Annotated in this window: 11 protein-coding genes; 7 read left to right on the forward strand and 4 right to left on the reverse strand. The window is 61.6% G+C overall.

Annotated features, from left to right (window positions below):
- Position 1: 1 nt before the first annotated feature.
- Positions 2-1,111 (reverse strand): BMP family protein, encoded by a 1,110-nt coding sequence (locus tag FR699_RS02420; RefSeq protein ID WP_158853727.1) that lies wholly within the window; start codon positions 1,109-1,111, stop codon positions 2-4.
- A 311-nt stretch (positions 1,112-1,422) separates the two neighbouring features.
- Between FR699_RS02420 and FR699_RS02425 the strand changes: the two genes are divergently transcribed.
- From FR699_RS02425 to leuD, 6 genes are all read left to right on the forward strand, one after another.
- A complete protein-coding gene (locus FR699_RS02425; protein ID WP_199268273.1) occupies positions 1,423-2,625 on the forward strand; it encodes a LeuA family protein in 1,203 nt (400 codons plus the stop codon).
- A gap of 354 nt (positions 2,626-2,979) precedes the next feature.
- A complete protein-coding gene (gene ilvB, locus FR699_RS02430; RefSeq protein WP_158853729.1) occupies positions 2,980-4,755 on the forward strand; it encodes a biosynthetic-type acetolactate synthase large subunit in 1,776 nt (591 codons plus the stop codon).
- Positions 4,756-4,757: 2 nt separating this feature from the next.
- The gene (gene ilvN / locus FR699_RS02435; protein WP_158853732.1) at positions 4,758-5,375 is read left to right on the forward strand and encodes an acetolactate synthase small subunit; all 618 of its coding nucleotides are present in this window, start codon (positions 4,758-4,760) and stop codon (positions 5,373-5,375) included.
- Between the two features lie 70 nt (positions 5,376-5,445).
- Positions 5,446-6,456 (forward strand): ketol-acid reductoisomerase, encoded by a 1,011-nt coding sequence (gene ilvC / locus FR699_RS02440; RefSeq protein WP_154551942.1) that lies wholly within the window; start codon positions 5,446-5,448, stop codon positions 6,454-6,456.
- Between the two features lie 54 nt (positions 6,457-6,510).
- The gene (gene leuC / locus FR699_RS02445) at positions 6,511-7,932 is read left to right on the forward strand and encodes a 3-isopropylmalate dehydratase large subunit (RefSeq protein WP_158853735.1); all 1,422 of its coding nucleotides are present in this window, start codon (positions 6,511-6,513) and stop codon (positions 7,930-7,932) included.
- On the forward strand, positions 7,929-8,588 hold the full coding sequence (gene leuD / locus FR699_RS02450) for a 3-isopropylmalate dehydratase small subunit (RefSeq protein ID WP_158853738.1): 660 nt from the start codon (positions 7,929-7,931) through the stop codon (positions 8,586-8,588). The genes leuC and leuD overlap by 4 nt, the downstream gene beginning before the upstream one ends.
- 52 nt (positions 8,589-8,640) lie before the next feature.
- On the opposite strand, the gene FR699_RS02455 is transcribed toward leuD, so the two are convergent.
- On the reverse strand, positions 8,641-9,171 hold the full coding sequence (locus tag FR699_RS02455; RefSeq protein WP_158853740.1) for a hypothetical protein: 531 nt from the start codon (positions 9,169-9,171) through the stop codon (positions 8,641-8,643).
- A gap of 89 nt (positions 9,172-9,260) precedes the next feature.
- Complete coding sequence (locus FR699_RS02460; protein WP_158853743.1) at positions 9,261-9,851, reverse strand: hypothetical protein; 591 nt, start codon at positions 9,849-9,851, stop codon at positions 9,261-9,263.
- 253 nt (positions 9,852-10,104) lie between these two features.
- On the opposite strand from FR699_RS02460, the gene FR699_RS13080 reads away from it, so the two are divergent.
- Positions 10,105-10,245 (forward strand): hypothetical protein, encoded by a 141-nt coding sequence (locus FR699_RS13080; protein WP_195837643.1) that lies wholly within the window; start codon positions 10,105-10,107, stop codon positions 10,243-10,245.
- Here FR699_RS13080 and FR699_RS02465 read toward each other — a convergent pair.
- Positions 10,242-12,371 carry a hypothetical protein gene (locus tag FR699_RS02465; RefSeq protein ID WP_158853746.1) on the reverse strand — a complete coding sequence of 710 codons (2,130 nt, stop codon included), beginning with the start codon at positions 12,369-12,371 and terminating at the stop codon, positions 10,242-10,244. The two genes, FR699_RS13080 and FR699_RS02465, sit on opposite strands and share 4 nt — an antisense overlap.
- Between the last annotated feature and the right edge of the window lie 90 nt (positions 12,372-12,461).

The raw sequence follows: 12,461 nt of genomic DNA on the forward strand, positions 1-12,461 counted from the left end.
GTCACCCCTCGACCTCCGTCGGGACCGTAATATCTCCCGCGATGATGGCCTCTCTGGACGTCTGGATTGCTGTCTTGACGTCGTTCGGTATCGCTGGTTCGAGTGACGTCCCGTAGACCACATCGACGCCGTCCGCTTCAAGGCCGAGTGGGACGACGCTCCCACCCTGGAACCCTCCCTCGACGACGTTGCTGGTAGCGCTGTAGATAGCGTTGTCGACACGCTTGACCATACTTGCGAGGATGACGTCCGCGTATCGTGGATTACTTCGAGACTGGTCCGCGTCGACGCCGATCGCGTACCGATTTGCCGCCTGGGCCGCTTGAAAGACGCCCAGCCCGGCCCCGCCGGCTGCGTGATAGACGATATCCGCCCCGTCGTCGTACATTTCCTGTGCCATATCGAACGCCGTCTGCACGTCCGCGAAGTTTCCGACGTACGACGAACGGACGGTCACCTCGGAATCGGCGTACTTCACTCCTGCCCGATACCCCGCCTCGAACCGTTTGATCAGGTCGTTTTCGACGCCACCAACGAACCCGACGATTCGTTCATCGGGGTTGGTTGTCCCGGTTCCAAGCGTAATCTCTCTACTGGTCAACTCACCCGCGAGATGGCCCGCCTGGAACGAGCCTTCGTGCTCCTTGAAGACGTAACTGGCGACGTTCTCGGCATCGACAGTCGCATCGACGATCATGAACTGCTGCTCCGGGTATTCGGACGCGATCTGTCCAAGTGAGTCCTGCTGGACGAAGCCGATACAACAGAGCAGATCGTACGTCGGTGTCTCACTGCGTGCAAGCTCTCGTTGTAGCCTCTCGATGTCTTTGGCCGCGTCCGGCTCGTGGTTCGAGAACGAAATGCCGTAGTCGAGTCGTGCTCGCTGGATCCCCCTGTTGGCCGCATCGTTGAACGACCGATCGTCGAGGCCGGCGAGGGCGTAGATCATGCCGACCTGCGTCGCGTCTTCGCCTGTCTGCTCGCCCGTCGAGGGGTCTGTTTCGGTTTCGGTGTCTGTACTGTCATCGCCGAGACAACCGGCGAGTCCAGCAATGCTGATGCCAGCAGTGGCACCGAGCAACTCCCGTCTACTGTATCGTTGTGGGCGCATTGATGGGTAGCTATCCGATACAGGTAGACTCGAAAGTATAAGCCTGTACCTCCTGATATCAGTAGTGATAATATTCACATCCAACACAATAAAAGAGGTCACTCTCGGTGAGTGGGCCGCCTGGGTTCGCCCGTCGAGAGGAGACAGAGTCCCGTTTGGCACCGCTCACGCCCAATTAGGCAACAATCGCGGGACTTTGGACGCCAGACTGGGCGATGACTTGACGTTTGCCCGATCTGGGCTGTGGCTTCGAGAAGATTTAAATACGCCGACGCCGTGCCTCCGAACGCAAATGTCTAACACATCCGAGGTTGCGTCGGAATCCCCGGCGGATCGAGTTCTTCCAGGGCACACTCGATAGTACGTCCGAAATCACGGACGCACGGATTTTCGATACGACGCTTCGCGACGGGGAACAGACGCCGCGCACCTCGTTTTCTTACGAAGACAAACGAGAGATAGCGGCGCTACTCGACGAAATGGGCACCCACGTCATCGAGGCTGGGTTCCCCGTCAACTCCGACGCGGAGTTCGAGGCGGTTCGGGATATCGCCGAAAGTACCACGACGACCACCTGTGGACTCGCTCGCGTCGTCGACGCAGATATCGAAGCCGCCCTCGAGTCGGGCGTCGAACTCGTCCACGTGTTCGTCTCGACCAGTGACGTCCAACTGTCTGACTCGATGCATGCGACCCGTGAGGACGCCAAACGACGGGCTGTCGAGTCAGTCCAGCGCGTCACAGAGGCCGGTGTCGAGTGCATGTTCTCGCCCATGGACGCCACCCGGACCGACGAGGCGTTCCTGTTGGACGTCGTCGAGGCCGTTACCGGGGCCGGAGCCGACTGGATCAACATTCCCGACACGACGGGCGTTGCGACGCCCGGCCGCTTCCGGGAGATGGTTGCGAAAGTCGACGCTCACACGGACGCTCGCGTCGACGTGCACACGCACGACGACTTCGGGCTGGCGACGGCCAACGCCTTAGCGGGCTACGAGGCCGGCGGTGCTCAGGCCCAGGTATCGGTCAACGGCATCGGGGAGCGGGCCGGCAACGCCGCCTACGAGGAAGTTGTCATGGCCGCCGAGAGTCTGTACGACGTCGATACGGGTATCGATACGACTCGTATCACCGAGCTGTCCCGGCTAATCGAGGACAAAAGTGGTGTCGATACCCCGGGTAACAAGCCCGTCGTCGGCGAGAACGCCTTCTCCCACGAATCGGGCATCCACGCCGCCGGCGTCATCGAGAACAGCGAGACGTTCGAGCCTGGCGTCATGACTCCCGAGATGGTCGGTGCCGAGCGCGAACTGGTGCTTGGCAAACACACTGGCCAGCACTCGGTCCGCGAGCGACTCCGCGATGCCGGCTTCGCGCCGTCAGATTCGGAGGTACGGGAGGTCACCCGCCGGGTCAAGGCGTTCGGTGCCGAGGACAACCGCGTCACGATGGACGTCCTCGAACGGTTTGCCCGCGACGTGGGCGTCGAGGCACGTGAGGAGGTCAGTGCTTGAGATGACGTCCACGTCGCCCGCTCAGCCCGGCCAGCGACCGCTGTCTGCTGTCTTGGCAGCCGTTCGTGGATCCATCTCACGGAACGTTTATAATGAACGACGACGACGTTCCGGTACCGATGTGCCCGCTGGTCTCGTCTGGAGTGCGATCCGGTGCCAGCGGCGCGTCCGACCTGCTTCTGAGCGGTATTGTAGGGGCACTATAGCCCCGATAGTACCACACTTCTCACGACGATCGTACGGCGCGTTGACTACCAGCGAGCAGACGCCAGCCATGACACATCAGCATTCACCGACGCCGCATCCGCGGGCAGCCAGTCCGCGAGCGGCACCCACAGCACGGAGGTATCGCCCATGAGCGAACGCGCGTTCCATCAAGATCCAGAGCCCGAACCGCCAGCTGACGACGAAGCGCAAGCCACCGACGATGCCCGTGAAGTGACGACGGGCGCGGAAGCCGCGATTATCGCCTTAGAGGAGGCCGGCGTCGACATGGCCTTTGGCGTCCAGGGCGGGGCGATCATGCCCGTCTACGACGCCCTCTACGACTCGGACATCGAGCACATCACGATGGCCCACGAGCAGGGTGCCGCCCACGCTGCCGACGCCTACGGCATCGTCTCGGGTGATCCCGGTGTCGCGATGGCGACCTCCGGGCCGGGCGCGACGAATCTCGTGACGGGCATCGCCGACGCCTCGATGGACTCGGATCCGATGATCGCGCTGACGGGCCAGGTCGCGACGGATTTCGTCGGCAACGACGCCTTTCAGGAGGTCGATACCGTCGGCATTACCCAACCGATCACCAAACAGAACTACTTCGCCGGCGACCCGGATACCCTCGGCGAGGACGTCAGCGAGGCGTTCGCACTGGCTGACGCCGGCCGGCAAGGGCCGACCTTGGTCGACCTGCCCAAAGACGCCAGCAAAGCCGAGACCGACGTCCAGCCGGTCTCCCCCGAAACGCCAGAGACTTACCATCCGCCCGAGACCGCAGACGAGGTAGTCATCGAGGCGGCCGCCGAAGCCTTGGAAGCGGCCGACCGGCCGGCCATTCTCTCGGGTGGCGGCGTCATCAAGGGCGAAGCGAACGACGAACTGCGGGCGTTCGCCCGCGAGTACGAGATCCCGGTGATCACGACGATGCCTGGACTGGGCACGTTCCCCGAGACTGACGCCCTCTCGCTTGGCATGGCCGGGATGCACGGCACCGGCGCGGCCAATATGGCGATCACCAACTGCGACGTGTTGTTGGGTGTCGGGACGCGTTTCGACGACCGCCTGACTGGCGGCGTCGACACCTTCGCGCCCGACGCCGAGGTCATCCACGTCGAGATCGACCCCGCCGAGATCAACAAGAACATCTACGCCGATTACCCGTTGTTGGGCGACGCAGAGCGCGTCCTCGAACAGCTCGACGACGAACTGACGGACGCACCAGAGGCCGAGACGTGGCGCCAACAGTGCCAGACCTGGAAATCGGAATATCCGCTGGACTACGAGACGCCCGAGGACGAGCCGCTGAAACCGCAGTACGTCGTCGAACGCTTCGCCGAACTGGCAGACGACGATGCGATCGTCACCACCGGCGTCGGCCAACACCAGATGTGGGCCTGCCAGTTCTGGACGTACACCGAGCCCCGCACGTGGGTTTCCAGCAACGGGCTGGGAACGATGGGCTACGGCGTCCCGTCGGCCATCGGCGCGAAGCTGGGTGCGCCAGATCGGGAGGTCGTCACCTTCGACGGCGACGGGTCGTTCCTGATGACGATGCAGGAACTCTCGGTCGCGGTCAGGGAAGATCTGGACATCACGTACGTCATCCTCAACAACGAGGCGATCGGGATGGTCCGCCAGTGGCAGGACGGGTTCTACGAGGGTCGGCGGATGGCAAGCGAGTACCCGTGGATCCCCGAGTTCGACCTGCTGGCGGAATCCTTTGGCGCGCGTGGCTTCCGGCTCGAAGAGTACGACGAGGTCGACGACGTGATTCAGGAGGCTCGCGAGTACGACGGGCCGGCCGTCATCGACGCGATCATCGACCCCGGCGAGAACGTCTACCCGATGGTTCCCAGTGGCGGCGACAACGGACAGTTCGCCCTCTCGGAAGACCAACTGGACTCCCTCTAACAATGAGCAGTGGAGAACTCCCTGGGCCAGCCCCCGAGGAACGGATTCGACCCGAGGGCCGGCGCAACGAGCAAGGCATTCGTATCGACCCGAAAGCGGAAGCGACCCACCAGCCCCGCCACGCGGTGCTGTCGGCGCTGGTCAAACACGAGCCCGGCGTCCTCGCTGAAGTGTCCGGGCTCTTTAGCCGCCGGCAGTTCAACATCGAGAGCCTCACTGTCGGGCCGACGACCGACGACGGCGTTGCCCGGATGACGATCGTCATCGAGGAACCCGAGCCTGGCGTCGAGCAGGCCAAAAAACAGCTCCGGAAACTCATTCCGACGATCGCCGTCGAGGAACTCGAACCCGAGGCGATGCGCCGGGAACTCGCCCTCGTGAAGGTTCGGGGCCAAAAGCCCGACGACGTCCAGTCGGTCGCGGAGATGTACAACGGCCAGGCGGTCGACGCCTCGCCCAACGCCGTGACCGTCGAGATCACGGGCAGCAAGCAGAAGATCGACGCCGCCGTCGAGGCCTTCGAACAGTTCGAGGTCGAGGAAGTCGTCCGCACTGGTGCAGCAGCCCTCGAACGCGGCGCGGAGACGATGGACGCAAACGGGTTCGACACTGGCGAGTAGTACCCCTTCTCGCCTGCCTGACGACACGATAGATTGACACCCACGCAACCCAGACACGGAGACGACACCAATGACCGAGGAATTCAACGCGACAGTATACTACGACGACGACGCAGACGAATCGTATCTCGCAGACACGACGGTAGCGGTCCTTGGCTTTGGCAGCCAGGGCCACGCTCACGCCCAGAACCTCGACGACAGCGGCGTCGACGTGGTCGTTGGCCTGCCGGAGGGCAACGAGGATCGCCCGGTCGCCGAAGACGCCGGTCTGACGGTCAAGACGCCGGCTGACGCCGCAGCAGACGGCGACATCGTCGTGATGCTCGTCCCCGATACGGTCCAGCCGGCCGTCTACGACGACATCGAGGACAGCCTGGAGCCGGGGGACACCCTCCAGTTCGCTCACGGCTTTAACATCCACTACGGCCAGATCGAACCGCCGGAGGGCGTCGACGTGACGATGGTCGCCCCCAAGTCACCCGGCCACCTGGTTCGGCGGACCTACCAGCGCGGGGAAGGCACACCGGGCCTGGTCGCGGTCTACCAGGACGAGAGCGGCCAGGCCAAGGAGGCGGCCCTCGCGTACGCGAAGGCGATCGGCTGTACGCGAGCTGGCGTCATCGAGACGACCTTCCGCGAGGAAACCGAGACCGACCTCTTTGGCGAGCAGGCCGTCCTCTGTGGCGGCGTCACCGAGATGATGAAGGTCGGCTACGAAACGCTGGTCGACGCCGGATACAGCCCGGAGATGGCCTACTTCGAGGTCATGAACGAGATGAAGCTGATCGTCGATCTGATCTACGAGGGCGGGCTGATGGAGATGTGGAACTCCGTCTCCGATACCGCCGAGTACGGTGGCCTCACCCGCGGGGAGTACGTCATCGACGATTCGGCCCGCGAGGGGATGGAGCAGATCCTCGAAGAGGTCCAGAACGGCGAGTTCGCCAAGGAGTGGATCGCCGAGAACCAGACCAACCGGCCGAGCTACAAGCAGTTGCGAGACGCAGAACAGAATCACGACATCGAAAACGTCGGCGAGTCCCTGCGGGACCTGTTCTCCTGGGACGAGCAGGCGGAGTGATCGACGCGACACAATGAACGCACGCTATCGAACGCAGACAACGGACGGACGAGTATGAGTCAGGGAACGCTGTACGACAAGGTGTGGGATCGCCACAAGGTAACGACCCTACCCAACGGGCAGGATCAGCTATTCGTCGGACTCCACCTCATCCACGAGGTTACCAGCCCACAGGCCTTCGGCATGCTTCGCGAGCGCGATATCGAGGTTGCCCGACCGGATCTGACTCACGCGACCGTCGATCACATCGTCCCGACGAGCGATCAGTCCCGGCCCTACAGCGACGACGCGGCCGAGGAAATGATGGGTGAGTTGGAGGCAAACGTCCGCGATGCGGGTATCGACTTTTCGGACCCGACGACGGGCGATCAGGGTATCGTCCACGTCATCGGCCCGGAGCAGGGCATCACCCAGCCCGGGAAGACGATCGTCTGTGGCGACAGCCACACCTCGACCCACGGCGCCTTCGGCGCACTGGCCTTCGGCATCGGCACCTCCCAGATTCGGGACGTGCTGGCGACCCAGTGCATCGCCATGGAGAAACAGAAGGTCCGCAAAATCGAAGTCGACGGTGAACTGGGTCCGGGCGTCGAGGCCAAGGACATCATCTTAGAGATCATCCGCCGACTGGGCACCGACGGCGGCGTCGGCTACGTCTACGAGTACGCCGGCGAGGCCATCGAGAACCTGGACATGGAAGGCCGGATGAGCATCTGTAACATGTCCATCGAGGGTGGCGCTCGCGCGGGCTACGTCAACCCCGATGAGACCACCTACGAATGGCTGAAAGAGACGGACTACTTCCAGGAGAATCCCGAGGCCTTCGACGAACTGAAACCCTACTGGGAGTCCATCCGGAGCGACGAGACGGCCGAGTACGACGACGTGGTTCACATCGACGCGAGCGAACTCGAACCGGTCGTCACCTGGGGCACGACCCCCGGTCAGGGCATCGGCATCACCGATCCGATTCCTGCGCCCGAGGACCTGAAAGAAGACAAGCAGGAGACCGCCCGGCGCGCCCAGGAACACATGCGCGTCGAGCCCGGCGAGACGATGGCGGGCTACGACATCGATGTCGTCTTCCTGGGCTCGTGTACGAACGCGCGCCTGCCCGACCTGCGTCGAGCCGCAGACATCGTCGAGGGCCGGGAAGTCGACGACAGCGTCCGGGCGATGGTCGTCCCCGGGAGCCAGCGGGTCCAGCAGGCCGCCGAGGAGGAAGGCCTGGCCGAGACCTTCCGGGAGGCCGGCTTCGAGTGGCGCAACGCCGGCTGTTCGATGTGTCTGGGCATGAACGAGGATCAGCTGGAGGGTGACGAGGCCTCCGCATCCTCCTCGAACCGGAACTTCGTCGGCCGGCAGGGCAGCAAAGACGGGCGGACGGTGCTGATGAATCCCCAGATGGTCGCCGCCGCGGCGATCACCGGGGAAGTGACTGACGTGCGCGAACTGCCGGAGGTGACCCCCGCATGAGCGACTTCGACGCCGACATCCCCGAAGTCCGGGCAGTGAACGGCACCGGCGTGCCGATCCGGGGCAACGACATCGACACCGACCAGATCATCCCCGCGCGGTTCATGAAGGTCGTCACCTTCGATGGCCTGGGGCAGTTCGCCTTTTTCGACGTTCGGTACGACAGCGCGACTCCAGCTGAGTCGCGAGACGGAGACGGCGGAGCCGTCGAAGTGGACAACCAGAAAGAGCACCCGATGAACGAGGACCAGTTCCGGGACGCCTCAGTCATGGTCGTCAACGACAACTTCGGGTGTGGCTCCTCGCGTGAACACGCTCCCCAGGCGTTGATGCGCTGGGGGATCGACGCGTTCATCGGCGAGTCCTTCGCCGAAATCTTCGCGGGCAACTGCCTCGCGCTGGGCATGCCCACCGTGACGGCCGACCACGAGACGATCGCCGACTTACAGGAGTGGGTCGAGGAGAACCCCGACGGCGATATCGACATCGACGTTGCAAGCGAGACCGTTACCTACGGCGATCAGACCGTCGAGGTCAGCGTCGATGACGCCCAGCGACAGGCGTTAGTCGAGGGTATCTGGGACACCACCGCGTTGATGAGTGCAAACGAAAACGAGATTGCGGCGACGGCCGACACGTTGCCATACCTGGAATAAGGGGCCCCGTCGTCGCAGTCGGATTCGGGCCGTTTGACTTCTCAACGACTGGTTACTCGTCGAGTGCCACGTCGAACGCCTCGACGTCGTTTAACTCCGCTGTGAGTTCGTCCAGGTCGCGCTGTACCGATTCGAGTTCACGATCGCACGCCGCGATATCTTCCGCCGACGCCGACTCATCCGCTTTCGCTTCGCTTCGCGCACGGGACAATTCGTAACACGTCGTGAGCAGTCGATCGTACCGCGCGCGTCGATGGAGTCGAGCGACGGTCTGTCGAAGCGCATCCGCTGAAACATCGTCAGCAAGCACGTTGCCGCCGCTGGCTGGGACCTCGGCCTCGCTGCTGGCGAGCCACAGTAATTGTATGTGATCGCACTCGCTGGGGCTGTTCGTGCGGGGGTCTTCGATACTGGTGCCGTCGGTCCCGACGACCACGGCGATCGTCTCGTCGAGACTGCTGGCGGCTGCCTCTGGCGTTGTGGCAGTTCGGACCGACCAGCGGTCTCGAAGGGCCGTCGTGATCGATCGACGCTTCGTCTCGTCGGGTGCGTATACCAACACGACGTCGGGCGGCGCGGCCATCGTACCGAAGCATACCCTGGCGAGGACAAAAATGATCGGGCACTTCGATCTGCGTGCGTGTGACAGAAACGTCCTCTCTTGACTGTGACTTACAGCGATTCGTTTCCCTGGATTGTGGTGTCGAACAGCGGCGTCAGCGTCTCGATCGTCGCGGTGGGGTGGCCTTCTGAATCGATATGGTAGTGGGCGATCGCGTCGGCCTCTCCAACCCGCGTCGTGATGACGTTGAGGAAGCGATGGATCGTCTGCTCGGATCCGAACTGTAACAGATCCGTCAGCGAGTCCAGACAGAGCACCACCGGCTCGGTTGTTGCTTCATCGAGCTGCGTTGTGATCTGGGTCCCGAGCTGCTGGAGGTCAACGCTGTCGATTTCGACCATGTTGACCATCGCGCCGTGCTGGCCGCCAAATCCGTCAGCCGACATGGCGGCCGACCGGCCGCCATCGGAGACGTTGATAAACGAGAGGTCGGTTTGCACGGGATCGATCACGCCACTCCACTCACTCATGCGCTCCCCGGGTGAGGAGGCGATCGTCACGCCAAGAATTGTCCCTGGCTGTCCGGACCGCGTCAGCAAGTCCCGGCAGTGATCGGATTTCGCGTTCCCGATGGCTGGGCACGCACAGAGCACATTTGCTGCCGTCCCGTCGCCACCCTTCGGCGCGTGATCGTCGCTCACGTGTGCCCCTCTCGTCTTCGAATTGCGCGTTTTTCGGTCATCCCTGGTCCTTGCGATCGATTACATTACTAACAATTAAGAACCTTTCGGCACCCCCCATTTCGCTCTTATATAATTGAAAATAGTAGGGATACTGTCACATTGGGTGGATTAGCTGGATATCCTATACGAATCTTGCATTTATATTAATTATATTAGTATTAAATACCTTTAGAAATACACTATGGCTTTTGGAAAAAACCCGTAGGCGGCCATGAGCCAATCAGAATCGGCGGAAACGGCCTTCCTGGCAAAGCACCCGCGACTAATCGGCGTCCTGTTCATGCTGCTCGTGTTGTTGACACAGATGGGCGCGGCCTCGGCCGACTTCGCAGATGTTACTTTAGGCCCTTAAATTCGACCGTTTAGGAACTCGGTACTCCACACCAATTCACTGTCAAAAATTAGTGGAGAATCATTTTTTTCGCAGATACGTCTAAATTTCTCTTTTGTAATCTCAATATCCGTAATATACATCGGGCTGATACAATTTCCAACGGGGAGATCAACATTCCAGGTTCTTAATCCACCCACCGAGTGGTTGGGAGATGGAAACCCCCTGATATCGTAATTGATCGTTTCATCCGATGTTGCAGTAATCTGCATAAGAACAGGACTTCCAATCTTACTCTTCACGATATTCGCATTTCCGTCACCTATTACTAAATATCGTTTTGCTAACTTTTCATCTTCTCCCAGTACTGAACGCGCATTCGCGATCGAGAACCCAGTATTCAACAACCGCGCCAGGTTCTTTCCGATCTCGGTGGCCGTGGGGTTGGGCACGTTCGCCAGCGTGACGATGCCGCCGAGCGCGCCGGCGTCGACGAGCGCCCGTCCCTGGTCGTAGGACCTGCAGGCGTTGAGCAGGAACGCCCCGACGTCTATGTCGGACAGCGTTTCCGCATCCAAGTGGCCGTCCGCACAGCGAAAGCCCTCGTCCTTGACGTGACCGATGTAGTGGAAGAAGTCCGTCTCGGTTTCGAGGACCTTGGTGAGTTCCGCTTTCGTCAGTTCCGTGTGGACAGAAATGTCGAAGTCGATCCACTCGCGGGTCCCGTAAACGTCAGAGACGGCCGACTCCTCGCTCATCGCTGTCTCGTTGTTCACGACGTCGATCTGGATCCGCCCAGGTTCGGCTGGTTCGTACGCCAGCCGTCGGCGAAACGCCGTGGGGGTCATCTTCGTCGCGCCCACCGGGATCCCCTCACCGACGAACGTCTGCATCAGGCTGTCGGTGGGCTCCGGGTGGAACACCCGATCCGAGATTGACGCGCTATCTGTCGTACTGGCCGTACGGTCGACGCTTGCTTGTTCGCGGACGAGGACTGGATCGTCCCGGAAGAACGTCTCGACGTCCGGTGACGTGTCTTCGATGGTGCGAGATTCGATGTCGTCGCTTTCTGGCACTCGGATAACGGCGAGATCAGAGGCCAGGAACGGCAATACCGGGATATTGTCTGGATCGGGCTCGACATCGGCTGTCAGTTTCCACTCGGGGACTGCCGGTGCAACGACGTCGAAGGGAACGTCCATGTACGCCGAGATTCGGTCGGCGATCGGGGCGTCGTACAGTTCGGCAAAGTCGAGGGTAACCCGGTCTTCGATGAGTGAGCGTTCGTGCAACTCGACGTCGTACAGACCTTCGGTGCGCGTGATACAATCGAGCGCGAAGACGTGTTTGAGAATGGCTTCGACGCGTTGTTCGAATCCCGCCGGACCACTGAGGGGAAACGTCTCGCCATCGACAACCAGTCGCGGCTCCCGGCCGGGAACTACTGCCCCATCCAAATAATACGCCAGCGACGTGACGGGCAATATGCGATCCCATCTGACTGGTACTTCGATAAAGGCCGATGGCTCCGAGAGGGCCGAACCGGCCGGGATGGATAGTTCTTCGCCGAGTTCGAGCAACGGTGGGTGCCCACGTAAGGTCGGGAACGAACGTTCGGGACTCGTGGTCAGCAACGACGCACGAAATTGCGAGATCGCGTGCATCAGGTCACACGGATCCGTTGTCGTCGTGATCGTACGGGCTGGCTGCTCGTGATACGAGCGAACGCCCAGAACCACCTCAGACGCCTGCTCGAACGAAAACGTCACTGCCTCGCCGGTCGCATCGATCTCGAAGGGACCCTCGACCCCGAGATACACCTTCAACTGGACGGCCGAGAACTCGACGATATACTCCCCGTGCTCCAGGGAAACGGTCTCACCACCCGTACACTGATCGACGAGCGTAAACTCACTGTCCCGAACCCAGACGCCGACGAGATACGGCGTCTGAAGCGTCGGTGTACCGATCTCGATGGCTGTGTCGATCGGTATCGGGAGGGCGTCCGTCGATCGCTCGACTGGCTCACACGGCGCTTGGGTAAACAGTGAGAACTGGCCGCCATCGATCGGATCGACGAATCGGATACCCGGGGGTCCGTCGAGCAATTCGTATCGCGGCTGTGGCAACGATGCGTCGGCGTCCATGCTTTCTGGAGGGCACAACTGGCTTCGAGGGCCGTAATTTGGAACACTGTTCGACAAGAGCAATCAAAAGCGTTCCCTTACTCTTCGCAC

Source organism: Halorhabdus sp. CUG00001 (genome assembly GCF_009797925.1).
GTDB lineage: Archaea > Halobacteriota > Halobacteria > Halobacteriales > Haloarculaceae > Halorhabdus.